Source organism: Staphylococcus sp. IVB6214 (assembly GCF_025558585.1).
Lineage (GTDB): Bacteria > Bacillota > Bacilli > Staphylococcales > Staphylococcaceae > Staphylococcus.
In genome coordinates, this window is the sequence record NZ_CP094723.1 from 367,315 (window position 1) to 392,704 (window position 25,390).

24 protein-coding genes are annotated in these 25,390 nt (G+C 37.1%); 15 read left to right on the plus strand and 9 right to left on the minus strand.

All coding sequences use genetic code 11. From position 1 onward, the window contains the following. Positions 1-77: 77 nt before the first annotated feature. From mntC to MUA51_RS01785, 3 genes are read right to left on the minus strand one after another with little or no spacing between them, the layout of a single operon-like run. Positions 78-1,007 (minus strand): manganese ABC transporter substrate-binding lipoprotein MntC, encoded by a 930-nt coding sequence (gene mntC / locus MUA51_RS01775; protein WP_262560173.1) that lies wholly within the window; start codon positions 1,005-1,007, stop codon positions 78-80. Further along, positions 1,004-1,846: a metal ABC transporter permease gene (locus tag MUA51_RS01780; RefSeq protein WP_262560849.1), complete on the minus strand. Its 843-nt coding sequence runs from the start codon at positions 1,844-1,846 to the stop codon at positions 1,004-1,006. The genes mntC and MUA51_RS01780 overlap by 4 nt, the downstream gene beginning before the upstream one ends. Continuing rightward, complete coding sequence (locus MUA51_RS01785; RefSeq protein ID WP_262560174.1) at positions 1,818-2,597, minus strand: metal ABC transporter ATP-binding protein; 780 nt, start codon at positions 2,595-2,597, stop codon at positions 1,818-1,820. Before MUA51_RS01785 ends, MUA51_RS01780 begins: the two co-directional genes overlap by 29 nt. 120 nt (positions 2,598-2,717) lie before the next feature. Here MUA51_RS01785 and MUA51_RS01790 point away from each other — a divergent pair, with 120 nt between their 5' ends. Further along, positions 2,718-3,365: a metal-dependent transcriptional regulator gene (locus tag MUA51_RS01790; RefSeq protein WP_262560175.1), complete on the plus strand. Its 648-nt coding sequence runs from the start codon at positions 2,718-2,720 to the stop codon at positions 3,363-3,365. 66 nt (positions 3,366-3,431) lie between these two features. Here the strand turns inward: MUA51_RS01790 and MUA51_RS01795 are convergent, their stop codons facing one another. After that, on the minus strand, positions 3,432-4,136 hold the full coding sequence (locus tag MUA51_RS01795) for a M50 family metallopeptidase (RefSeq protein ID WP_262560176.1): 705 nt from the start codon (positions 4,134-4,136) through the stop codon (positions 3,432-3,434). 347 nt (positions 4,137-4,483) lie between these two features. Here MUA51_RS01795 and tarA point away from each other — a divergent pair, with 347 nt between their 5' ends. After that, positions 4,484-5,272, plus strand: coding sequence for an N-acetylglucosaminyldiphosphoundecaprenol N-acetyl-beta-D-mannosaminyltransferase TarA (gene tarA / locus MUA51_RS01800; RefSeq protein ID WP_262560177.1), 789 nt, complete (start codon positions 4,484-4,486; stop codon positions 5,270-5,272). A 65-nt stretch (positions 5,273-5,337) separates the two neighbouring features. On the opposite strand, the gene tagH is transcribed toward tarA, so the two are convergent. Beyond that, positions 5,338-6,132 carry a teichoic acids export ABC transporter ATP-binding subunit TagH gene (gene tagH / locus MUA51_RS01805; protein ID WP_262560178.1) on the minus strand — a complete coding sequence of 265 codons (795 nt, stop codon included), beginning with the start codon at positions 6,130-6,132 and terminating at the stop codon, positions 5,338-5,340. A 353-nt stretch (positions 6,133-6,485) separates the two neighbouring features. Between tagH and MUA51_RS01810 the strand changes: the two genes are divergently transcribed. The 3 genes from MUA51_RS01810 to tagD all read left to right on the plus strand — a co-directional run bounded on the left by MUA51_RS01810 (position 6,486) and on the right by tagD (position 8,947). After that, positions 6,486-7,289: an ABC transporter permease gene (locus tag MUA51_RS01810; RefSeq protein WP_262560179.1), complete on the plus strand. Its 804-nt coding sequence runs from the start codon at positions 6,486-6,488 to the stop codon at positions 7,287-7,289. 84 nt (positions 7,290-7,373) lie between these two features. Continuing rightward, positions 7,374-8,471, plus strand: coding sequence for a teichoic acid glycerol-phosphate primase TarB (gene tarB, locus MUA51_RS01815; RefSeq protein WP_262560180.1), 1,098 nt, complete (start codon positions 7,374-7,376; stop codon positions 8,469-8,471). A gap of 77 nt (positions 8,472-8,548) precedes the next feature. After that, positions 8,549-8,947 (plus strand): glycerol-3-phosphate cytidylyltransferase, encoded by a 399-nt coding sequence (gene tagD, locus MUA51_RS01820; RefSeq protein ID WP_262560181.1) that lies wholly within the window; start codon positions 8,549-8,551, stop codon positions 8,945-8,947. 39 nt (positions 8,948-8,986) lie between these two features. Here tagD and pbp4 read toward each other — a convergent pair whose 3' ends face one another. Beyond that, entirely contained in the window at positions 8,987-10,261 is a 1,275-nt protein-coding gene (gene pbp4, locus MUA51_RS01825; RefSeq protein WP_262560182.1) for a penicillin-binding protein PBP4, read from the minus strand. A gap of 237 nt (positions 10,262-10,498) precedes the next feature. Here pbp4 and MUA51_RS01830 point away from each other — a divergent pair, with 237 nt between their 5' ends. Beyond that, the gene (locus MUA51_RS01830) at positions 10,499-12,229 is read left to right on the plus strand and encodes an ABC transporter ATP-binding protein (RefSeq protein WP_262560183.1); all 1,731 of its coding nucleotides are present in this window, start codon (positions 10,499-10,501) and stop codon (positions 12,227-12,229) included. A 43-nt stretch (positions 12,230-12,272) separates the two neighbouring features. On the opposite strand, the gene MUA51_RS01835 is transcribed toward MUA51_RS01830, so the two are convergent. Genes MUA51_RS01835 through MUA51_RS01845 form a run of 3 tightly spaced genes read right to left on the minus strand, consistent with a single transcriptional unit; the run spans position 12,273 to position 14,669 of the window. Then, the gene (locus MUA51_RS01835; RefSeq protein WP_262560184.1) at positions 12,273-12,431 is read right to left on the minus strand and encodes a FeoB-associated Cys-rich membrane protein; all 159 of its coding nucleotides are present in this window, start codon (positions 12,429-12,431) and stop codon (positions 12,273-12,275) included. A gap of 14 nt (positions 12,432-12,445) precedes the next feature. Then, a complete protein-coding gene (feoB, locus tag MUA51_RS01840; protein WP_262560185.1) occupies positions 12,446-14,440 on the minus strand; it encodes a ferrous iron transport protein B in 1,995 nt (664 codons plus the stop codon). Continuing rightward, on the minus strand, positions 14,433-14,669 hold the full coding sequence (locus MUA51_RS01845; RefSeq protein ID WP_262560186.1) for a FeoA family protein: 237 nt from the start codon (positions 14,667-14,669) through the stop codon (positions 14,433-14,435). Before MUA51_RS01845 ends, feoB begins: the two co-directional genes overlap by 8 nt. 359 nt (positions 14,670-15,028) lie before the next feature. Here MUA51_RS01845 and MUA51_RS01850 point away from each other — a divergent pair, with 359 nt between their 5' ends. From MUA51_RS01850 to MUA51_RS01890, 9 genes are all read left to right on the plus strand, one after another. Then, complete coding sequence (locus MUA51_RS01850) at positions 15,029-16,255, plus strand: NupC/NupG family nucleoside CNT transporter (RefSeq protein WP_262560187.1); 1,227 nt, start codon at positions 15,029-15,031, stop codon at positions 16,253-16,255. A gap of 396 nt (positions 16,256-16,651) precedes the next feature. Further along, a complete protein-coding gene (locus MUA51_RS01855) occupies positions 16,652-17,485 on the plus strand; it encodes a YitT family protein (RefSeq protein ID WP_262560188.1) in 834 nt (277 codons plus the stop codon). Positions 17,486-17,675: 190 nt separating this feature from the next. Beyond that, complete coding sequence (locus MUA51_RS01860; RefSeq protein ID WP_262560189.1) at positions 17,676-18,479, plus strand: ABC transporter ATP-binding protein; 804 nt, start codon at positions 17,676-17,678, stop codon at positions 18,477-18,479. Between the two features lie 21 nt (positions 18,480-18,500). After that, on the plus strand, positions 18,501-19,502 hold the full coding sequence (locus MUA51_RS01865) for a FecCD family ABC transporter permease (protein ID WP_262560190.1): 1,002 nt from the start codon (positions 18,501-18,503) through the stop codon (positions 19,500-19,502). Further along, entirely contained in the window at positions 19,499-20,515 is a 1,017-nt protein-coding gene (locus MUA51_RS01870) for a FecCD family ABC transporter permease (RefSeq protein WP_262560191.1), read from the plus strand. The genes MUA51_RS01865 and MUA51_RS01870 overlap by 4 nt, the downstream gene beginning before the upstream one ends. Positions 20,516-20,618: 103 nt before the next feature. Then, positions 20,619-21,119, plus strand: coding sequence for a hypothetical protein (locus MUA51_RS01875; RefSeq protein WP_262560192.1), 501 nt, complete (start codon positions 20,619-20,621; stop codon positions 21,117-21,119). A 181-nt stretch (positions 21,120-21,300) separates the two neighbouring features. Then, positions 21,301-22,725 carry an MDR family MFS transporter gene (locus MUA51_RS01880; protein ID WP_262560193.1) on the plus strand — a complete coding sequence of 475 codons (1,425 nt, stop codon included), beginning with the start codon at positions 21,301-21,303 and terminating at the stop codon, positions 22,723-22,725. A gap of 390 nt (positions 22,726-23,115) precedes the next feature. Continuing rightward, the gene (locus MUA51_RS01885; protein ID WP_262560194.1) at positions 23,116-24,183 is read left to right on the plus strand and encodes a YkvI family membrane protein; all 1,068 of its coding nucleotides are present in this window, start codon (positions 23,116-23,118) and stop codon (positions 24,181-24,183) included. 42 nt (positions 24,184-24,225) lie between these two features. Continuing rightward, a complete protein-coding gene (locus tag MUA51_RS01890; RefSeq protein ID WP_262560195.1) occupies positions 24,226-25,254 on the plus strand; it encodes an alpha/beta hydrolase in 1,029 nt (342 codons plus the stop codon). Positions 25,255-25,390 lie beyond the last annotated feature (136 nt).

The following is a 25,390-nucleotide window of genomic DNA, read 5'->3' on the forward strand; positions in this document are numbered from 1 at the left end:
ACGCTGTATATGGCTTTCTCAGAACGCAACATAAAAGAAGCACATGTCATATTTGCGTGACATGTGCTTCTTTTATGTTATTCATTATTTTTAACCATGCTTTGGTGGATTGTATCGATATTGCTTTCCATCATTTTATAGTATGAATCTCCATCAGTGCCTTTTTTACCAATAGAGTCAGTATAAACAGTACCAAAGATTTTGGCATTTGTTTCTTCTCCGAGACTCTTCATACTCTTATCGCTAACACTTGTCTCAAGAAGTAGATTTGTAATGTGGTGTTGCTTCACAAAATCAATGGCTTGTTTCATTTGTTGGGGTGTTCCTTGGCTCTCTGTGTTGATTTCCCAAATGTAACCAGGTGTAATGTCATATTGTTGTGCGAAGTATTTGAAAGCACCTTCACTCGTAATCATGGCACGCTGTTCTTTAGGAATATCATTGAACTTGTCTTGACTCTTATCACTAAGTGCTTCTAATTTCTTAATGTAAGTATCACCGTGTTTCATATAGTGATCTTTATGTTTCTCATCTGCCTTGATGAGTGCTTGTTGAATGTTTTTAGCATATTGAACGCCGTTTTTAATACTAAGCCAAGCGTGTGGATCTATCATATCTTCTGATTTGTTACCTTGCTTCAAGTAGATAGGTTTGACTGATTTTGAAGCACGTACGACAGATTGATCATCTAATGATTTGTCAGCTTGTTTTAATGCCTTTTTAAACCAGCCGTTGCCACTTTCTAAATTGAAACCGTTGTATACAACAACATCAGCATCTGTTAGCGCTTGGATATCTTTTGGTTTTACTTCATATTCATGTGGGTCTTGACCGATAGGCACAATACTGTGAACTTCAGCTTTGTCTCCCGCTACATTTTTTACCATATCAGCTAGAATAGAATTTGTTGCCACAACCTTCACTTTATCATGAGATGATTGGTTGTTAAAACTACATGCAGTTAATAAAAGTGCAATGATGCATAGTGTAAGTATTCGTTTAATCATGTTGTTTGATACGCTCCTTTGTGATTAGATTGAATAAATTTTGCTATGATGAATGTGGCTACATATAGCAATGTTGCGATTAATACAATAACAGCACCACTTGGTAAGTTGAATATGAAGCTCAAGTAAATACCAACTGTGGCACTGATGACACTGAATAAACAAGATGTCACCATCATTGTTGAAAGCTTATTTGTGATGAGATAGGCGGTTGATGCAGGTGTGACAAGTAATGCAACGACGAGAATCACGCCGACTGTTTGCACGCTTGCTACAATCACAAGGGCCAATAGTAGCATCACGAAGTAATGAAGCATTGTCGTATTCAAACCACTCATACGGCTAAAAACAGGGTCGAGTGTTGAAACTTTCAACGGACGATATAGGATAACAATCAGTGAAACGACAATGATGCTGACAAATAGAGTAGTATAGAATGCAGATTGTGTAATCGCCAAAATATTACCGAATAAAATATGATATAGGTCTGTTGCGCTATGAATGACGCTGATCAGAATAATCCCTGATGCTAAAAATGCTGTAAAAGTAATTCCGATGGCAGCATCTTTTTTCGTTTTAGAACGATCAGAGATATAGCCAATCAGAATACTACTCAACATCCCGGTGATGAGCGCTCCGATGAACATTGGAATGTTGAATAGAAAAGACAATGCAACACCCGGCAATACAGCGTGACTCATCGCATCACCCATGAGAGATAAACCGCGAAGAATGATGATGCAACCGACTACACCGCATACGATACCAACGAGTATAGCGGTCAACATAGCACGTGACAAAAACTGATACTCAAAGAGATGTTGGACGAACGACATGATGTGTAGACTCCTTTCTATGTTGTGTACGTTTGTCTGAATCTGTCATCGGTTGTTGGCTTAAAAATACAGATTCGATATGCTCAGGTTTCAAAGCTTCTGCACTTTCACCGAAAAATTGTACGGATTGATTCAATAGTAAAATACGATCAAAATATTGTGTCGCTGTCGCCAAATCATGATGAACGATGAGAATAAGCTTTCCTTGTGCTTTTAGTGCTTCTAATTTTTCTAAAATAATTGCTTCACTTTTAAAATCAATGCCAACGAAAGGTTCATCTAAAAGATATATTTGGCTTTCAGACATGAGTGCACGTGCAATAAACACTCGCTGTAACTGACCACCACTCAAAGCGTTGAGTGGGCGTTTTCGCAATTCATAGAGAGAGAGTTCATGTAGAAGCGCATCACGTCGCTGTTTCATTTCTTTAGGTATTCGTTTGAACCAGCCCGCATCGTGATAACAACCTGACAACACCAAATCTTCAACATTAATAGGAAATTCCAAATCAAGTTGAGACTTTTGTGGAATATAAGTAATATCTGTTAAACAGTGTTTGATCGGTTGTTGATTGAGCGTGATCGTACCATCTGCTGGAAGTTCCCCAATAATGGATTTGATGAGTGATGACTTTCCGCTACCATTGGGTCCCATGATCCCGATCAATTCTCCACGAAGCGGGAGTTGTAAAGTAATATCTTTTAAAATGTGTTTGCGACCTAAATACAATTCTAAGTTATTTATTGAAAGCATTTTTTCACCTTCTTAATAAAACTTTAGGTTTACCTAACTAATTTATATTATATACTGAAGATTTCTATTGTCAATCTATTTCATGATACAATATAAATAATATATACAAGAGGTGAAGGTATGTTATCGGAAGAAAAGGAAGACTATCTCAAAGCAATATTGGCTCATGATGGTGTGAAAACATACGTATCAAACAAAACACTTTCACAGTTTTTGAATATTAAACCTCCATCAGTGAGTGAGATGTTAGGACGATTGGAAAAAGGGGGATATGTTGAAATCATACCGTATAAAGGTGTGAAGTTATCGCCACTTGGTCTGCGTTTTACATTAGATGTCATTAAACGTCATCGTTTGATCGAGTTATTTTTAATAGAAGTGTTAGGTTATACGTGGGAAGAAGTACATGCGGAAGCAGAAGTCTTAGAGCACCGTGTCTCACCATTATTTGTTGACCGGTTAGATGCACTATTAAACTACCCAGAAACATGCCCGCATGGTGGTGTCATCCCAAGAGATGAGTCGTTTGAAGAGTATTATCGTACATCGTTACTAGAGTATGACGAAAGGGATACCGTAGTCATTCGACGTGTACGTGATAAAACGGACTTACTTGTCTATTTATCGAGTAAAGGGATGTCTATTGGGGATACTGTGACAATAAAGTGCAAAGATGAGACAAATCAATTGTTAGAAATGCAAACGAACGAAGAAGCTGTTATTTTGAGCTATTCTAATGCAATGGTAATCTTTGGAGAAAGAGCATAATATAAAATGCGTATATAAGACAGTGAGTGTTGCGCAATGTCTTATATACGCATTTTTATGTTCAAATTAGGTGATGACTGAAATTAACGAGAATGTGTAAGGACCTGAAAAGAGTTGGTCAAATAAAAAGTAGAGCGTTGCACAGTTCAAAATAATCCAAAGCATTGAAAAGACGATAGTCGGGACATGCGTCATATTACGCAATGCTGTCCCATCCCAGTTTGGTTGTGGACGCGCAAATGTCAGTTGAACAATCGTAATCGTCGATTGTATCACTTCGCCTAGCAAAGTACCGAGTAACCAATGGTAAACAAGGAAGTAAATCATGGAATAGTTATGTAGATTTTCAGACTGTAATCCTAAATAAATGATGAGACATAACAGCACCATGATAATGATTGGTGCAACTTTTCTTGATGTGATGTAGGTAAAATAAAGAAAGATACCGACATATAACAAAATAAAAATGACACCTTGCCCTTTACTTTGCATAATTAAGCCAATGCTAAGCATCAGGGGTGGCATAATATAGCCGCCAATTGTTGTAAATATTTGGCCGAGACGATGTTCGCTCTGAGTAACTGCATAACCTTGTTGTCCCGTTTGTTGACGTTCTTTTCGTGTCATCACGACTACGAAGTCTACAACACGACCACCACTCAAACGATTGAAGAATACGTGACCGAATTCGTGTGTGAGTACAGGAATGTAATTGAGTGCAATACTCAGCATGGATAAGATAGGATGTTTACGGTAATAGTAACTTAACAAATAGATACTAGTGATCGTTCAAAGTAGTATGCTAGATATAGGGATAGGTGAAATAAGCCATGTCTGTTCACTCATATGTCGCATTCCTTTCTAAATAATTGATGCATGAAACCAAGTATACCGCTAAGCAAGTTATTTTAGTACCGACTTAGGACTTATATTGTAATAAATGTTTAATAGGAGTAGGGCTTCATATATTATATCTCGGCCCTGTTGCATAAAGTATGTAAAAGTATAGCATAGAAATAACATGCTATCCTAAATGATTCGTATGAAGATGAATTTTTTTGTATTACATGGTAAAGTGAATTCAATATGAAAGAAAATAAAAGAGAGGAGGATTGTTGATGCATTTATCAACGCCTTCAACTAACCAATCAACATCTACATATCAACCTTATAAACCGGGAGCACAAGTAAATATTTTAGGGGTTCCGTTTGATCCTGTGACGATGTCAGACATGAGACAAGTAATTTTAACATATAGTCGTACACGAACAACGCATAATTTATTTATTGTGACAGCCAATCCTGAAATTGTACATTATGCAGCTGAAACCCCATCATACAAAAAATTGATTCGTAATGCCGATTACATCATCCCTGATGGAACAGGTGTTGTAAAAGCTGCCAAATGGTTAGGCACACCATTACCGGAACGTGTACCAGGTATAGAAGTGATGGAAAAGTGTTTGGAGATTGCACAACAGGAAGGATTGCGTGTGTTCTTGTTAGGTGCGACGGATGAAGTGGTAAAGGGAGCGGTACTAAACATTCAAAATAAATATCCTAATAGCGAAGTAAAAGGGCATCATGGATTTGCACCTTTAGATGATACGTCAGTAGTAGATGAAATACGTGCATTCCAGCCTGACTTTGTTTTTGTAGGGATGGGCTACCCGAAACAAGAACAATGGATTCAACAGCATCGCAATCACTTTGAACATACGTTGATGATGGGTGTAGGGGGATCGATTGATGTTTTCAGTGGTACAGTGAAACGAGCACCACGTATATGGCGTCAACTCAACTTGGAATGGCTTTATCGTATTTTAAAAGATGTGAAACGTATCAAACGATCTCACAGAATTCCTAAGTTTGTTTGGGCAGTTTTAAAGCAAAAAATGAAAAAGTAAATATCTTGATATCAATCACTATAAAAACGCTGTGATAGCGACAATGACTATCACAGCGTTGAACTTTATTTAACGATGAAGCGATTTTCATCAAGTTGTTGTCTGAATGCTTTTTGTTCCTGAGCCGATTTCTTTTTGAAGTCTTTGAGAAATGTCTCATATTGTGGTAGTACTTCGTCGACAGTTCCTACCGCTTTAAGGCGACCAGCTTCAATCCATGCAATTTTATTACAGAACTCTCGCACTTGACTGAGGTTGTGACTGACGAAGAAAATTGTTTTTTCAGCTTCTTTAAATTCATATATTTTATTCAAGCTTTTTTGAGTAAATGTTTGGTCACCGACTGATAAAGCTTCGTCGATAACAAGTATTTCAGGATCAACAGTTACACTGATAGAGAAACCGAGCTTTGAGCGCATCCCACTTGAATACTTTTTAACAGGTTGATAAATAAATTCACCGAGTTCACTAAATTCAACAACTTTGGGTGTGAGTTCTTTAATTTGTTTTTTAGTAAATCCCATACACAACATTTTGAACTCAATATTTTCCATCCCAGTTAAGTTGCCATTAAGTCCAGCATTAATCGCAATAACATTTACTTGACCATTGCGAGTTATAGTGCCTTTAGTTGCTGAAAGTGATCCGCCGATAATATTGCTGAGCGTAGATTTTCCTGAACCATTAATCCCAACAAGTCCGATAACATCACCTGCATACGCATTAAACGTAATATCTTTGAGTGCGTAAAATGTTTTATTTTTATTTCTTGGTAATAAGGCATCTTTGATACGTTCTTTATTGTTACGATAGATGCGGTATTCCTTTGTAACGTGATCAATTTTAACGGTTGGATTCATGTTTTACAGTCCTTACTTTAAAATTTATATAAAAATTCATGGTTTTACTTTCATATCGTTATGTATATAGATTATAATATATTACTAAGTGGATATTCAATTTGTGAGTAAGTCAGGTACTTTATTTTTAGAAATGTTGTATCATCCGATACAGTTATACTGTATTTAAGTAACTAGAAGTATATTAAGATAAAAATTCACTTCAATTTGGGATAATTTTTCCCATTAATTTTTTTGCATAAGAAATGTTTTTTCAATATAAAGAATACATGACGATGCGATGTTTGTACAGTTGTTCAAGCAACGTAATACATATATAATATCGTGCATACGAAACGAAAGCGTGGTAAATAATGAATTCTGTAGCAGTAGTGTTAAAAGAACATTTAAAAAGTTTTTATTTAATTCAAAGATTAGCACAATTCCAGTTGAAAATTTCGAATCATAATAATTATCTAGGCTTAGCATGGGAACTTATAAATCCAGCTATTCAAATTTTGGTATACTGGTTTGTTTTTGGGTTTGGTATTCGAAGTAACCAACCTATTGAAGGTGTCCCTTTTATTTATTGGCTACTTGTCGGGATTAGCATGTGGTTCTTTATTAATCAAGGAGCCTTAGAAGGAACAAAGGCTATTACAATGAAGTATAATCAAGTGGCTAAGATGAATTTTCCACTGTCGATCATTCCCACCTATATCCTTACAAGTAAATTATACGGGCACTTGGCATTAGTTGGTTCTATTATTGTTTTATGTACTATTTTTGGCATTATGCCATCTATTTATATTATTCAATTGTTGCTATATATTCCGTTTGCTTTTATGTTTACAATGTCTGTTACATTATTGACATCAACATTAGCCGTCCTTATACGCGATACGCAAATGGCGATGCAAGCAATACTAAGAATTCTTTTTTATGCATCACCCATTTTATGGGTACCACAACCAGGATCAATTCCTGAAAAATTGATGATGTTAAACCCTGTATATTTTATTGCAGAAAGTTATCGTTCAGCAATTCTTTTTAAAGAATGGTATTTTATCACGCATTGGGAATTGGCATTGTATAATGTGTGTGTCATACTGTTATTCTTTGTACTTGGGTCTATGTTGCATATGCGTTACAGAGATCACTTTGCTGATTTTATGTAACATTATAAAGACGCCTTCAATACAACGATAGTGTATTGAAGGCGATTTGCTTATAAGATGGATAAATCTAATGAGGTGTCATATATGATTCGTATGATAATAAAAAAAATCTATTTAATATTAGTAACTATGATGCAATGTTTGTGTAGTAGACAACGTGTACAAGAGAACCATGTCGTTGTAATGATGACTTTCAAAGAGGACTTGTTACCCATTATTGAAAAACTAAGTGCAAAGGGCTATCAAGTGACCGTATTTACAAAAGTATCTCACTTTGAAGCATTGAAGCATCTTCAAAATATTCATATTGTATCAATGAATCGTCGCAATCTTTATCAGCAGATTCGTGAACTTCGTTCGGCAAAAGTTATTTTTATTGACACTTACTATCATTTGTTCGGAGCATTTAAAAAGCAATCAAAACAAACAGTTATACAAACTTGGCATGCCGCAGGTGCATTGAAGCAATTTGGATTAGAAGATCATGCGGTAAATAGAGACAACAAAAGAGAAGTGGCACAACACCAAGCTGTATATGATGCGACAGATAAGTATATAGTTGGATGTCCTCAAATGGCACGATGCTTCAAACAATCTTTTGGTGCAGAAGATCATCAATTTCTTAACTATGGTGTACCGAGATTAACGGGTCATTTGAATGTTGATATTCTAGCAGAGCAACACCAGCTGAAACAGAAAATGGGAATTCAAGGGAAAGTAGCAGTATATTTACCGACATATCGTGAAGAAGGCCAATTGAATCGTGTCATTGATCAACAAGCTTTCAACCAAGCATTGCCAGATTATATATTATTAAGTCAATACCACCCAGCTGTTGAAGCGCCGGAGACTGAACAACCTTTATCACTCAGTACACGTGAGCTATTAATGATTGCAGATGTAGTGATTACGGATTATAGTTCACTTGCTATTGAAGCAAGTTTATATGGAAAACCCGCTATTTTCTATGTCTATGACGAAATGGCCTATGAACAGATAAGAGGGCTTAATAATTATTATTATGATATTCCAAAACGATACAAAGTCTATCATGAAGTGGCGTTGCATCAACGTATTAGAGAAGGCAATCTTGAACCATTATTTGAAGACTGGCATGTATTTAATACAAAAGAAAATTTAGAAAAACTAATAAATTATATGGATGAAATCATATTTTTATAACAGTGGTTTTGAGTGGGGAAAACCGGTATGCTATAATTTGACTAATAATATATGAATAAATTAAAGGAGTTAAAGATATGAAACGCGTAATTACATATGGAACGTACGACTTATTACACTATGGACACATTGAATTGTTACGTCGCGCACGCGAATTAGGAGATTATCTAGTTGTAGCGTTATCTAGTGATGAGTTTAATCAAATAAAAAACAAAAAATCTTATTATGATTATGAGAAACGTAAGATGATGTTAGAATCTATCCGATATGTTGACTTAGTTATCCCTGAGCATGATTGGGAACAGAAGGTCAAAGATGTAGAAAAGTATGAAATCGATACATTTGTGATGGGACATGACTGGGAAGGTGAATTCGACTTCTTAAAATACAAATGTGAAGTGATTTATTTAAAACGAACAGAAGGTATTTCTACTACGCAAATTAAACAAGAGTTGTACGGTAAAGATGCCAAATAAAAAAACGTTCTTTTCGATCATTCGAAAAGAACGTTTTTTCTACTTACGAAAACGCAGTAGTACATAGTATATTGGAATGCTCAATAATAAGACTGAAAAGAAGAGAACGAATAAAGTTAAGGCGGGATGTGCAGACCAACTTGACTCTACAATAGACTTAGACGTATGAATCAAAGGGCGTTCGACTTTGACAGTTGGTGGACCATATGAAGATGTGATGAATTTTCGATCATAATCAATATGGACTTTGCCGTCTTCAACAACGAACTTGTAATCGTCGTTCATATTTTTAGGAACAACGTCGTAAAAATCTTGGGTAACGTGGTATTTTGTTCCGTTGATTTCATGCTCACCTTTTGAAAGGATTTGGCGATATTCGTATTGATCAAATAAATAGTTAATCATGCTAGCATTGATCATGTCACGCTGTTCTTCGCCGCCAATGCGATAGTAATCTCCGACTCCCATAATGACACTATGAATTCTAAATTGACCACGCTTCGTTGTCACGGTGCTGTTATAATCTGCCACATCGCTTGAACCCGTTTTTAAACCATCTGTTCCCGGCACGCTCATATCTGCACCTTCTAAAAGGTTGTTGAAAGTGTAGTATGTTACACCATGCTGTGTCGGTGCCACTTGCTTGGTAAAGGTTAAAATATCTGGCGTATCATTCACGGTATGTTGTGCCAAAATAGCGTAATCATGAGCAGAACTGACGGTTGCAGATTCAGAGCGATATCGCTCGGGGGCATAATCTTTGAGAAGTCTATTCTCTGCACCTGTTGGATTGACATAATGTGTGTTATTCATACCAAGATCTTTGGCTGTTTGGTTCATTAAATCTACAAAATCAGAAGTACTATCAGATACTAAGTTAGCTAAAATGAGTGAAGACGCATTGCTTGAAGCTGATACAGTAATTTGTAAAAGTTCTGCTACGGTATATGTTTCGCCCGGATAAAGTTTTGTATTGCTCAACTCTGGTAATGTAGACATACGATAATGATCATCTGTAATTTTCACGGTATCTGTTAATTTGAATTTCCCATCATCAATGGCTTTTAATGTAAGGTACATTGTCATTAGCTTCGTCATTGATGCTGGATCCCATTGTTGATGGTCTTCGAAGTTATAGAGCACTTGCCCAGTATGACTTATACCAACATATCCTACTGGTTGAAACCGGTTATCAACAGAATAACCTGCTTGTTGTGAAATATCGACAGGTGTCAGTGTGTTTGCCTTCGCAAAAGGTGATATACTGATGGTAGCGAAGAATACGACAATGATCGTGTAAAATATCTTTTTCATATGAAACTCCCTTTTAATACGTTAAAAATGCAAAAATAACATATTTATATTAGCATAATTATGTTAGTAATTGTATGGTACTTTTATTTTGAATATGAATTATTGTAGTAAAAGATTCAATGATGATGGATGTATAAGGATATGAAATGAAAATAAAGCGGTCAGACAACCCGCACACTGACGTGAAAATGCGAGGGGTCTTGGGAGAAATTATGATGTAATGAGGTATGACAAAATATGAAATCAAATAATCCATTAGTTTATTTATTAAAAAAAATCACATGGCCTGTCGGATTGATTATAACAGCAGTAGTAATCTCATCATTAGGCAGTTTGAGCGGCCTTCTTGTGCCTCTATTCACGGGTCAAATGGTTGATAAGTTTACTCTGTCATCCATTAATCCATGGTTTATAGGGGCGTTAATCTTAGTCTTTTTATTGAATGCCCTGTTAAGTGGTATTGGATATTATTTACTCAATAAAATTGGGGAGAAGATGATCTATGCCATTCGCTCGGTTTTATGGCAGCATATTATTCATTTGAAAATGCCTTTTTTTGATCAAAATGAAAGTGGGCAATTGATGAGTCGATTGACAGATGATACCAAAGTTATCAATGACTTTATTTCTCAAAAGCTTCCTAACTTGCTCCCATCTGTTATTACTTTAATAGGCTCATTTATTATGTTATTCATCCTTGATTGGCAAATGACTTTGATGACGTTTATTACAATTCCATTATTTATTATTGTGATGATACCACTCGGAAGAATTATGCAAAAAATATCCAAAAATACACAAAGTGAAATTGCGGAATTCAGTGGGTTGCTTGGGCGTGTGTTGACTGAGATGCGTTTAGTAAAAGTATCAAACACGGAAAAGTTAGAGTTAGAAAAAGCACATGATAACTTATCAGAGATTTACCGTCTCGGCTTAAAACAAGCAAAAATTGCTGCGGTGATTCAACCAATCTCTGGTATTATTATGCTCGCAACGATTGGTATTATTTTAGGATTTGGTGGTTTGCGTATTGCATCGGGTGCTATTTCTGCCGGGACACTTGTTGCAATGATTTTCTACGTTTTGAATTTATCTATGCCGTTGATTAATTTATCAACATTGATTACAGATTATAAAAAGGCAGTAGGTGCAAGTAGTCGAATTGATGAAATACTGCATGAACCTTTGGAACATATTACGTTACCTGATGAAAACAATCGTATTTTTACAGGTGATTTAGTATTTGATCATGTTGACTTTGGATATGATGCGCAGCCTGTGCTACAAGACGTATCTTTGCGCATTAAACCAGGTGCAGTAACAGCATTTGTTGGGCCATCTGGGTCAGGAAAAAGCACGGTATTTAGTCTGATTGAAAGAATGTATGATGTCTCGCATGGAACCATTACATACGGTGGTACATCTATATACGATCTCTCCTTAACTGATTGGCGTCGTAAAATCGGCTATGTGATGCAAAGTAATGCAATGATGAATGGATCGATTCGAGATAATATATTATACGGTATCGATCGTGAAGTCTCAGATGAAGAACTGATTCATTATGCACGCTTAGCACATTGTCATGACTTTATCATGGCGTTTGATCAAGGCTATGATACGTTAGTTGGTGAACGTGGTTTGAAGTTGTCAGGTGGACAAAGGCAACGAATAGATATTGCACGTAGCTTTGTGAAAAATCCAGACATATTACTGTTGGATGAAGCAACTGCTAATCTCGATAGTGAGAGTGAACGCAAAATTCAAGAAGCTTTGGAAACACTCATGATGAACCGAACGACGATTGTGATCGCGCATCGATTATCTACAATAAAAAAAGCAGAACAAATTATTTTCTTAGATCAAGGACGTGTTACAGGCGTAGGCCGTCACGAAACATTGATGGCAACACATGAAAAATATCAACAGTTTGTAGAAACGCAAAGTTTAACCCAACAAAATCAATAAATAGTAAAGCCCCCTTATGCATCTCGCATAAGGGGGCTCATCATTATTGTAGGTGTTTTGGAAGGTTCTCTGTTGGACATTGTTGATTGCTTTCGCATGCGCTACATTTTCCTTGTTTTGAACGTTTGAAATATCGAACGAGTACAAAGATGGAATAGCCAACGATAAGTGCCAGAAGTATTAAGTTAATCAAAAGTGTCATCACATGATACCTCCTTATATGAAAAGCGAGCCGATTTGATAAATTGCCATCGAAATGACGTACGCGATGACAAATGGGTATGTTCCTGCAAATAGTGTCCATTTCCATGAAGTTGTTTCTTTACGAATCGCAGCAACTGTTGCTAAGCATGGAACATAAAGCAAAATAAATACCATAAATGAATAGGCAGACAATGCAGTGAAATGCGTTGATACCATTGATACTAGCGCATCATCATTTACAGCATAAATGATGGCCATAGCGCTGACGATGACTTCTTTAGCTAAGAAACCTGGTATCAGTGTTGCAGCTGCTTGCCATGAACTGAAACCGAGTGGAATAAGAATCGGTGCAATAGCAGCGCCAATCATGTGTAAGAAGCTTTCTTCAATTGGTACATCGATGCCATTTGGACCTGCATAGTTGAGCAACCAGATAATAACAGAACCAGCAAAAATAAATGTACCTGCTTTTTTTACAAAGCCTTTCCCTTTTTCCCATGTGCTACGCCATAGCGTTTTTAGAGATGGTAACCGATAAGGTGGGAGTTCTACGACGAAAATAGACGTATCTTTTTTTAGCACTGTTTTGGATAAGATCCAGCTGACAATCAATGCTACGATAATGCCAAGTACATACAAACTTAAAACTACAAGTGCTTGATGTTGTGCAAAGAAAATTCCTACAAATAAAGCATACACAGGTAGTCGTGCGGAACATGACATAAATGGTGCAATCAAGATCGTAGTTAAGCGTTCTTTCTCTTCTTCGATACTACGTGCTGCCATAATACCAGGTACATTACAGCCAAAACCGATAATCATTGGAATGAAAGATTTTCCGTTAAGACCAAATCCTTCCATAATGCGGTCCATAATAACTGCAATACGTGCCATATAGCCTGAGTCTTCTAATAGAGAAATAAAGAAGAATAGGACTAAAATCTGTGGAACGAAAACAAGTACACCGCCGACACCGGCAATAATACCGTCTGTTACCATATCCTGCAATGCCGGATAAATACCGATGCTTGTCATTGTTTGTTTGGCAAAGTCTGTGAGTGGTCCACCAAAGAATGCATCTAATTGATCTGATAGTGGTGTCCCAACCCATGTGAAAGTGGTTTGGAAAATCAACCACATAATGCCTAAAAAGATCGGAATTCCGAGTATTTTATGTGTCAGTAATGCATCGACACGCTCTGTAAAATGGTGTTTGCGTGCATCTGGATACGAAACAACATCTGAGAGAATATGCTGGATATAATCTTGTCGACATGTTTGGATCTGCTTTACGATGTCTGCGTCTGACAGTGATGTTGTGGCAGCAATCGTCGTATTAAGTTTTTCACATAGTTCTAGACCAAGATAGGTTTTGACAGCTGGATTACCAAGCAAATATTGAATAGCTAAAAAGCGATAATGTTTATTCGCAAGTGTTAGCGTATCAGGAAGTTTTGCAACAAGTGCGCGAATCAAGTTTTCAATATCTTCGCCATAATCAATGACGAGCGGACGTCGCGTTGACACATGGTGGTCACTGAGTGCTTTGAGAACATCACTACTTCCCTTTCCAGTACGCGCAATCACCGGGATAATCGGTGTTCGTAGTTGTGTCATTAACTTCTGATGATCAATGCGAATACCACGTTTACTCGCAACATCGACCATGTTTAAGCCAATGAGTAGAGGGGCTCCGAACTCCATCAATTGAATCGTTAAGTTGAAGTTACGCTCAATCTGTGCGGCATCAATAATATTGACCATCCCGTCAAATTGTTCATTGAGTAGATACGTTGTAACGACCGTTTCATCTCTTGAAATAGGAACAAGATCATAAATGCCAGGTAAGTCAACTAAATGACCCGCCTGGTCTTTCAGTTTTCCAAGTTTTTTTTCTACGGTAACACCACTCCAGTTCCCCACATATTCGTATGAACCTGTCAGTGCGTTGAAGAGTGAGGTTTTACCGACATTCGGGTTACCGAGAATACAATACGTGCTACTCATAATGGTACTCCAATCGAATGTTACAAGCGTCACAATTTCGGACGCAAATTTGTTGGCCATTAATATTCAATGTACAAGGGCCTTTGAAAAGCCCTTTTTGATGTATAGAGACTTTACTTCCTTCGATACAACCGAGTGCACGCAATCGATGTTTTAATTGCGCATTATCCATGTTTAAGGACTTTATACGATATTGTGTGCCGATTTCAGCATTTGCTACATGAATCATACGATCACCTACTTTTTACATATAATGATAATCATTTTCAATTATAGGATACGTCTATTTTAAGTTTGATGCAATAAGTATTTACACTTAAATATGTAAAATTATTGAAAAGTGAAAGCAAAATCATTGATTTTTAAAAAATAAAGAGAGTCATTGTTATTCTGAGTTTTCTAAGTGGATTTTAGTAATTTGTTTTGGTTTGATGATGTGACATTGAAGAATTTTAATCTAAAGAGATAGTTAGTTTTTTAATATAACTATTAAATAATTGTAGCGTTTACAAATTGTATTTTCACAATTTATACTGCATGGTATAATTGCTTTGATTTAAATTCAAAGAAGGGTAAGAGGTATCGGTTATGTTCTTATTAATTAATATCATAGGCTTACTTGTGTTTTTAGGCGTTGCTGTTATCTTCTCGCGTGACCGTAAAAACATTCAGTGGGGTTCTGTCGGTGTTTTAATCGTATTAAACTTAATTTTAGCTTGGTTTTTTGTTTATTTTCCAGCAGGGACATTTGTCGTTGAAAAAGGGGCAGCTGCAATTTCATGGTTAATAGATGCCGCTTTTTCGGGAATTGGCTTCGCATTTAATAGTTTTACAAAAACCGATCAAATGGATATGGCTGTTGCAGCACTTATGCCTATTTTATTAGTCGTTCCATTGTTTGATATTTTAATGTATTTAGGTATTTTGCCGTGGATTATTCGTGGCATTGGCTGGGTGCTTGCTAAAATCACACGCCAACCAAAGTTTGAGTCGTTCTTCGGTATTGAGATGATGTTTTTAGGGAATACAGAAGCACTAGCGGTTTCAAGTGAGCAGTTGAAACGTATGAACGATGCGCGTGTCTTAACGATTGCGATGATGTCAATGAGTTCTGTATCAGGTGCAATTGTTGGTGCATACGTAACAATGATTCCTGGAGAACTTGTGTTAACAGCGATTCCGTTAAATATTGTTAACGCAATGATTGTTTCATCTATATTAAATCCTATTAAGTTAGATCCAGAAGAAGATGTTGTTTATGACTTGCGCTCAAATGAAGCACGTCAACCATTCTTCTCATTTTTAGGAGATTCTGTGTTGAACGCAGGAAAACTTGTCTTGATCATTATTGCGTTTGTAATCAGTTTCGTTGCACTTGCTGAACTAGCAGATCGCTTGATTCACTTGATTACAGGCGGCTTTGCATCACTTATGCACATCAAAGGCAGCTTTGGACTTGACCAAATTTTAGGCGTATTCATGTATCCATTTGCATTGCTTTTAGGCTTACCGTTTGATGAAGCATGGTTGGTTGCGCAACAAATGGCTAAAAAAATTGTGACAAACGAATTTGTTGTGATGGGTGAGATCGCGGGAGAAGTGAATGGTTATGATCCGCACCGTCGTGCGATTATTTCGACATTCTTAATTTCATTTGCAAACTTCTCAACAATTGGAATGATTATTGGAACATTAAAAGGGATTGTAAAAGAGACAACGTCAGACTTTGTGTCTAAATATGTACCGATGATGTTGTTAGCAGGGATTTTAGTATCATTATTAACAGCAGGATTTGTTGGATTATTTGCATGGTAATCAATATATAGAAAAACACGCATGGGATTAAGACATAATAAATTTGCGTTCTGAGAGACCAATATAGGGTGTCTCACAAGCAGAATTTTGTCGAAACGTCATGCGTGTTTTCATTTTAATACATAAAAGAGGTAGGTACTCGAGCCAATACCTACCTATGAGCAAAACTATTCTCACTATAAACAACACAAAGGAGATATCCTATTTGTTGTATAAAACAACCAATAAGGTAATTCTAATTATACATAATGATGAATGATAAGTAAACTAAAAAATCAGAAAATTAAACACTTCTTTTATAACTTAATTGAAAAGTCATCTAATAGCATTTCGTTTTGTGTCAATATTGTGATAATATGACATATGATAGTGATATATAGGGAAGGGTGTGATTGGGTGAAACGAACAGTTAGAGATTTAATATTAGTCCTAGTGGGCTCTTTTATATTTGCATTGGGTGTCAATGCGTTTATCATTTCGGGTGACTTAGGTGAAGGTGGCGTGACCGGTCTGGCGATCATTTTCTACTATGCATTTCATATCTCACCTGCCATAACGAACTTTGTAGTCAATGCCGTGCTCATCGTCGTTGGTTATAAGTTTTTAAGTAAACGCAGTATGTATTTAACAATTGTGGCAACAGTGCTAATTTCAGTATTTTTAAGTTTAACTGAAACGTGGCAAGTACATACAGACAATATTATGATTAATGCAGTATTTGGTGGATTGTCTGTCGGACTTGGGATAGGCGTTATTGTATTGGCTGGGGGTACAACAGCTGGAACAACAATTTTAGCGCGTATTGCTAATAAATATCTGGACGTTAGCACGCCGTATGCCTTGTTATTCTTTGATCTGATCGTTGTGCTGATTTCACTGTCAGTCATTCCATTAGACCGAGCACTTGTTACGGTCATCAGTTTATATATTGGTACGAAAGTGATGGACTTTGTCATTGAAGGTTTGAATCCTAAGAAGGCAGTGACGATTATTTCTAAATCACCAGATCGTATTGCGAAAATGATTGATGAAGATATTGGACGTGGCATTACAATTCTTAATGGACGTGGTTATTTTTCAAAAAGAGATACAGATGTACTTTATGCGGTAATCAGCAAAACACAGTTATCTCGAACGAAGCGGTTGATTCGTCAGATTGATGCGGACGCATTCGTTGTCGTCCATGATGTACGTGATGTATACGGGAATGGCTTCTGGGTAGAAGATTAGCGATTGTGAAAATAATGAAGAGATGTGTGTATGAACACGCATCTCTTCATTATTTATATCAATTTTCACAATGAGATACAGTTAGGCAAAAGATTTAAAAGATGGTATAATACGCAAGTATGATAATGATTCTCAATAAGAATAAAGATTATGATATAGAGACGTATGACAGACAGAAAGAGGGAGAAGAATGAGCAGATTGACAGGGAAGGAAGTTACAATAGGTTATGGAGATCGTGTCATTGTTAATAATTTAGATGTTACAATTCCTGACGGTAAGATTACGTCAATTATTGGTCCGAACGGCTGTGGTAAATCAACTTTACTAAAAGCATTATCACGATTACTTCAAACGAAAAATGGTGAGATCTTACTTGATGGTAAAAACATTCAGATGCAACCTACCAAAGAAGTCGCTAAAAAGATCGCAATATTACCACAATCTCCAGATGTTGCAGATGGGTTAACAGCTGGCGAATTGGTATCATATGGGCGTTTTCCACATCAAAAAGGATTTGGTCGATTGAGCGAACAAGATAAAGAAGAAATTGATTGGGCAATGCGTGTAACAGGAACAATTGACTTTAAACATCGTGCGGTGAATGATCTCAGTGGTGGCCAGAGACAGCGTGTATGGATTGCAATGGCATTGGCACAAAAAACAGACATTATCTTTTTAGATGAACCAACGACTTATCTTGATATTTCACATCAGTTAGAAATATTAGAACTGGTTCAAGAGTTAAATGCAGAACATGGGACAACAATTATTATGGTATTACATGATATTAACCAAGCAATCCGTTTTTCTGATCATTTGATTACTATGAAACAAGGAAATATTATTAAACAGGGTGAAACACAAGATGTGTTAAGTAATGAAATATTAGAAGAAGTATTCAATATTGATGCTGAGTTAAGTACTGATCCTAGAACGGGCAAACCGATGTTAGTGACGTATAACTTATTATGTAAGCATTATGACAAATTATAAAGGTGCATAGAGGGAATCATTATGAGAAGAAAACAAATAAGTCATCTCAATTTTTCGATACAACTACTCGTTGCGATCATCGTACTATGTACATTATTTGTGCTTTCCGTCATTCTAGGCGAAGCACATGTCCATGTTGCAACAATTATAGAAGCAATTCTACATTATGATGCTGCGAACCAAGTGCATAATGTGATTGCTGAAATACGCATCCCTCGAAACATCGGTGCTGTGTTAGTCGGTATGGCACTTGCAACAGCAGGTGCAGTCATTCAAGGCGTTACAAAAAATGGCTTAGCAGACCCGAGTTTGATTGGTTTAAATGCAGGAGCGGCGTTTGCCTTAGCAACAACTTTTGCCTTTTATCCGGGGGCACCTTTTCTTATTTTAATTTTTACAGGATTTGTTGGAGCGGTTTTTGGTGGTATGACTGTCCTTATGATTGGTTCATCTCGACGTGACGGCTTTCATCCAATGCGTTTAATTCTAGCTGGAGCGGCCGTTAGTGCATTGCTTACCGCACTGAGTCAAGGTATCGCTTTAATATTCCGCCTCAACCAATCGATTAACTTTTGGAGTGCAGGTGGCGTTTCAGGGACAAACTGGCAACAAGTTTGGATTAGCGCACCTATCATCTTTTGCACAATTATTTTACTTATCCTGATGAGCAGACAATTAACGATACTGAGCTTGGGAGACGAGCTTGCGTCAGGGTTAGGTCAAAATGTTAAAACCATTCGTCTTGTGAGCCTATTATTGACAATGTTACTTGCAGGTATTTCTGTGGCAATGGTCGGTCAAATTGCTTTTGTCGGTCTCATCGTCCCACACATTGTCCGCTTTCTAGTTGGAACGGATTATGTCAAAGTATTACCGATGGCAGCGGTATTAGGTGGAACGCTCGTTCTAGCCGCAGACATGCTCGCACGTATGCTCGGTGAAGCACCGATGAGCGCCATTATTTCATTTATTGGTGTCCCATATTTTCTATATCTCATTCGTAAAGGAGGGCGTACGATATGATGCATCCGAAGCTTAAGTTACAACAGCGTCTAACCTTCTTGGTTGTCATTGTATTGTTAGCAGCTGCAATCGTCTGGAGTATGACGACAGGTGAATATGCGATGTCCTTCTCTCAAGTTGTTCAAACATTGCTCGGTAATGGAACTTATGCAGACCAATTAATTTTGATTGATTTTCGCTTGCCACGTATTTTTATTACATTGCTTGCGGGCTTGGCATTAAGCATGAGTGGCGCAGTATTACAAAGTGTCACTAAGAACCCATTGGCGGAACCTGGGATTTTAGGCATTAATGCAGGCAGTGGCTTTGCAATTGCATTGTTTATTGCGGTTGGACAGATTCATGCAGATGACTTTGTTTACATATTGCCGTTTGTCAGCATGATCGGTGGCCTACTAACAGCACTTTTTATTTTTGTGTTTAGTTATAGCGGTGAGAAAGGTCTATCTCCAGCGAGTATGGTCTTAGTGGGTGTCGGGATTTCAACAGCACTATCTGGTGGCGCACTGACGATTATGTCAACATTTGATCGTGATCAATCGGAATTTATAGCGACGTGGTTGGCAGGAAATATTTGGGGAGACAGTTGGCCATTTGTATGGGTCTTTCTTCCTTGGCTATTATTGCTTGTCCCATACTTATTTTTCAAATCAGAAACACTCAATATCTTACATACAAATGAACATACAGCGATCAGTTTAGGTGTGTCATTGAATAAAACAAGATTTGTCCTTGTATGCATTGCCGTGATGTTATCCTCAGCAGCGGTTTCAGTCGCGGGTGCAATTGGGTTTATAGGTTTGATGGGGCCACACATTGCCAAATCAATTGTCGGACCACGACATCAGTATTTTTTACCGATAGCCTTAGTGATAGGGGCGCTTTTATTAATCGTATCAGATACGATTGGTAAGGTTGTTCTTCAACCCACAGGGGTGCCGGCAGGTGTTGTTGTCGCAATTATTGGTGCACCATACTTTCTCTTTCTTATGTATCGCACACGTGCACTTTAGAAAGAAGATACATCATGCTATAATAAAAATTGCAGTGTGAAAGTCAATTTTGTGATACACTAGACGTATTAAAAATGACAGGATAAAGTTTGGGAGGAGCGCCATGAAAGATTTAATTAAAAACCATGTGTTAAACGGTGAATTTGAATCAGTGAAACATTTAATGGCTGCGACGGATTTTCTAGCTTTTGAAGAAGCATTCATCTCAAGCGCACACGAGCAAGAAAGCGTGATGTACTACACGTGTTTACTCGATATGATCAAAGAGAATGAAACATCTGAGATTCATGATTTGGCTTTCTTACTACTTGTTTATCCCCTCAGTGATGTACCAGGTGCATTGGATGCAGCCTATTATCATGCAGAGGCATCGATTGAGCTGACTGGCGGCCAAGAAGTCAAAAGTCTATTACAGATGTTGTTACTGCATGCAATTCCAGAGCCGGTTATTTCTGATAAGCAAGCATTCAATACAGCAAAACAAATCCTAAAGTTAGATCCGAATAATAAAGTTGCGCGTAACGTACTTAAAGAAACAGCAAAACGAATGGATCAAGTCGTTGTAGACTTCAATCAGATAACAGAGCATAAAGATGCTAATTAAGTAATATCCACATAGAATGTTTTTAGGAACGAGCTTTACTTATTGCGTATGTAATCATACGTGATCAGTAGGCTCGTTTTTTTGTCATAGTTATATTTCTTAGTCTAAGCATGTAACTTTTCTTTTAACGAACAGGTTTGTATAATAGCAAAGTTACTTTAATTTTAAGGAGAATACGAACATGGCAGAACAGAAGCATACAAAAGTAATTATGGCAGTCTTTTTAATTGGTGCCTTTTTTATGATTTTAAATGAAACATTGCTCAATATTGCGTTAAAAGAGTTAATGGAACAATTCGATATATCAAGAGCGACAGTACAGTGGATGGCAAGTGGCTTTATGATGGTTATCGCTATTGTATCACCACTATCAGCATTAATTATTCAATGGTTTACGACAAGACGTTTATTCTTATTTATTATTGTCGTTTTTATAACAGGATCATTCATTGCGGGGATGGCGGTTAACTTCCCAATGCTATTAACAGGGCGTATGATTCAAGCAGTAGGAACAGGTCTTATCATGCCATTGATTATGAATACCATGTTAATGATGTTTGACGTCTCTGTTCGAGGACGTGTGATGGGGTTCTTCGGTCTGATCATTATGTTCGCGCCTGCAATCGGTCCAACCTTATCTGGCGTGATTGTGGACTATTTAGGATGGCGTTGGTTGTTCTTTAGTGTGGTTCCGTTTATGATTTTTGCATTTATCTTTGGGTGGCGTTATCTTGAAAATGTTGGAGAAGTAACACGCCCTAAGATTGATATTCTATCCGTCATCCTTTCCACTGTGGGGATTACGGGTGTCATTTATAGTATATCAATGGCGAGTGATGCAGATATTTTATCAGCACAAATTCTTGTCCCGTTCACTATCGGACTGATTTCTGCCATTGCTTTTATTCGTCGTCAGCTAAAACTTACAACACCTATTTTAGATTTTTGTGTTTTACAAGTACGCAATTATCGTCGTGGCATGTTGATTTTTGTCATCGTTGTCATGAGCTTATTCGCATCCGAAATTGTGATGCCGATGTATTTACAAGGGCCAATGGGCTTTTCGGCTAAATTAGCAGGTATCATTCTATTGCCGGGTGCATTGTTAAATGGACTTTTATCACCAGTAATGGGAAGAATATTTGATAGTATCGGACCACGTAAAATGATTATACCGGGCCTTGTCACTTTATTAGCTGTTATGATCTTTTACACAACCATTCACCCCGGTGTGCCAGTGTGGCAATTTATCGTAGCATACATGTTACTTATGGTAGCAGTTGCAGCAATTATGATGCCATCAAGTACAAATGGATTGAATGCGCTACCGGCTGAAAAATATCCACATGGTACAGCTATATTTAACGTGTTACAGCCGCTCGCAGGTTCTGCAGGTATTTCTGTATTTGTCGGCATTTTGACAGGCGTTCAAAATAATGAAATGAGTAAACACGGGGAAGTGACTCTAGCTGTACAGGATCAAGCGATGACTTCTGGTCTTCACGCAGCTTACTTGTTTGCGATTGCATTGATTGTCATTGGAATTGTGATTGCGGTAACTTTGACGAACGCAGCGAATGAAAGTAAACAACAAATAACAGAGTAAATCATGAGTTCTACTCGAATTCTAAGCGTTCGGTCCCAACTTTGGTATTTTTATTAAAGATAAAATTCAATAAAGTGATTAAGAAAAATCAATACGGGTATAGTATACAAATAATATATTAATAAAAAATTACATTAAAAATTGATGCAAAATAATCTGTGATTTCATTAATTCAATGATATGATGTATTTTTATGCGTTATTGTTGTCTTTATTTGTATTGATATACATATTTGTGTATGAATAAAGCGCTTAAAATTCATTTAATAGTGCTTTAATCCCTATGATATCAATGGTTTTAGAGTTTTTGTGTGATGGAATGAATTTGAAATAAATCGTATATTATGGTTTAATGTTTAACGTGTTTTGCAAATCGAGGAGGTCAAAACAGATGCAAAAATATAGAGAAGCAATCAAAATTGCTTTTGCATACGTCGGAGTTGTGGTAGGTGCCGGTTTCTCAACAGGACAAGAAGTATTACAATTCTTTAGTAAATACGGTATTTACTCTTATATCGGCGTGATTATTTCAGGGATTATTTTAACATTTATTGGGCGCCAAGTTGCCAAAATAGGAACAGCGTTCGATGCAGACAACCACGAAACAACACTTGAATATTTATTTGGTAAGAAATTTGGACTGATTATTGACTACGTACTGATTTTATCATTATTCGCTGTTACGATTACGATGATTGCTGGTGCGGGTTCAACGTTCCAAGAAAGTTTTAACATTCCAGTATGGTTAGGTGCACTTATTATGTGTGTTCTCGTCTACCTTACATTGTTGATGGACTTTAACAAAATTGTAGGCGCACTTGGTCTTGTAACACCAGTACTTATTGTACTTGTTGTCATTATCGCAGCTACATATCTATTTAAAGGGTCTATCTCATTCTCACAAATCAATGGTGTCGTAGAAGAACCAAGTTTATTGATGGGAATTTGGAAAGGATTCAACTATGGTGGTTTAGCATTTGCCGTTGGTTTTAGTACACTAGTTGCTATTGGTGGCGATGCATCAAAACGTATGGTATCTGGTATGGGTGGACTCATGGGTGGTATTGTTTACCTAGTATTATTAGGATTGATTAACTTTGCGTTACAATCTGAATATCCAAGCATTGAGGGCTCAGCCATTCCAACACTTGTTTTAGCAAACAACATTTCACCAATTCTTACATTTATTCTTTCTATCGTTATGTTAGCTGTTATGTACAATACGATTTTAGGATTGTCATATTCATTTGCTGCACGATTCACAACACCATATTCTAAAAAATATTACATTATGATTTCTATTATCGTACCACTTGCATATGCATTAAGCTTTGCAGGTTTCGAAGTATTAATCGAATACGTATACCCGGTGATGGGAGCAATTGGCTTAATTATCGTTGCGGGTGTTATCGTGAAATACATTTATAGAAAATCTCAAGATAAGAAATTTATTGCTTAATGATTGAGGTATGTTACAATTTCCGTGAAAGGAAAGATCGTTATGACATACCAAAAAAAGAGATGGTTTATCGCGTCTTTAATCATTTTGCTCGTCATAGCCGGTCTCGTTGCCGGCTATTTTTTTATTCATCAAAAAGGCCAACAAACAAAACATAAAGCAGCTGTTCAAAATAAAAATGTTGCGACATATACAGATATTACATATATGTCAGGATTACCGAATAGTCAATTAGATATTTTGATGCCGAACCGTGTGAACGCAAATGATAAGCTCCCTGTTATTTTTTGGGCGCACGGTGGTGGCTTTATCGCAGGTGATAAGCAATACAAGAATGCGCTACTGTCTCATATTGTAGAGAGAGGGTATGTAGTGGTGAATATAAACTATGCATTAGCACCCGAGTACCAATATCCAACACCATTGATTCAGATGCGTCATGCTGTTGACTTTATTAAGAAGAATGAACGTAACTTGCCTGTTGATATGAATCAAGTGATTATTGGCGGTGATTCTGCAGGTGCACAGATTAACAGTCAGTTTGCAGCCATTCAAACAAATGCAGATTTAAGAAAGCAAATGGACTTCCCGCAACAATTGACACCACAACAGATTAAAGGTGCCATATTTTTAGGTGGTTTTTATGATATGGAAACGGTGCGGGAGACAGAATTTCCACGTATTGATTTGTTTATGAGAAGTTATACAGGTGTTAAAGACTGGGAGAACCAATTCAAAAAGATTACTGAGATGTCGACGGTAGAGCAGGTGACAAATGCGTACCCTGCTACGTATCTCTCTGTGGGGGATGCGGATCCATTCACAACGCAAAATGATACGTTTGTGAAGACATTGCACGCACACAATGTCCCTGTTGATACACATTTTTATGATGGGTCACATAATCTAAAACACCAGTATCAGTTCCATTTGGAGAAACCCGAATCTAAGGAAAATATTCGACGTATATTGAGTTTTTTAAGTCGACATACGAAACAAACACAGCGTGATATTTCTGAAGATAGCACACCACATACGGAACTTAATTTAAATCCTTATGATATGAATTAATGGATGCACCTGTTCTACTAGGGGGTGAGACATAATAAATTTGTGCTCTGGGAAGCTGATAAACGGTGTCCCAAAAGCAGGGTTTTCGGCAGAACTCCCACGATTTCGGCAAAATTTGAAAAGCAATTTTGCTCAT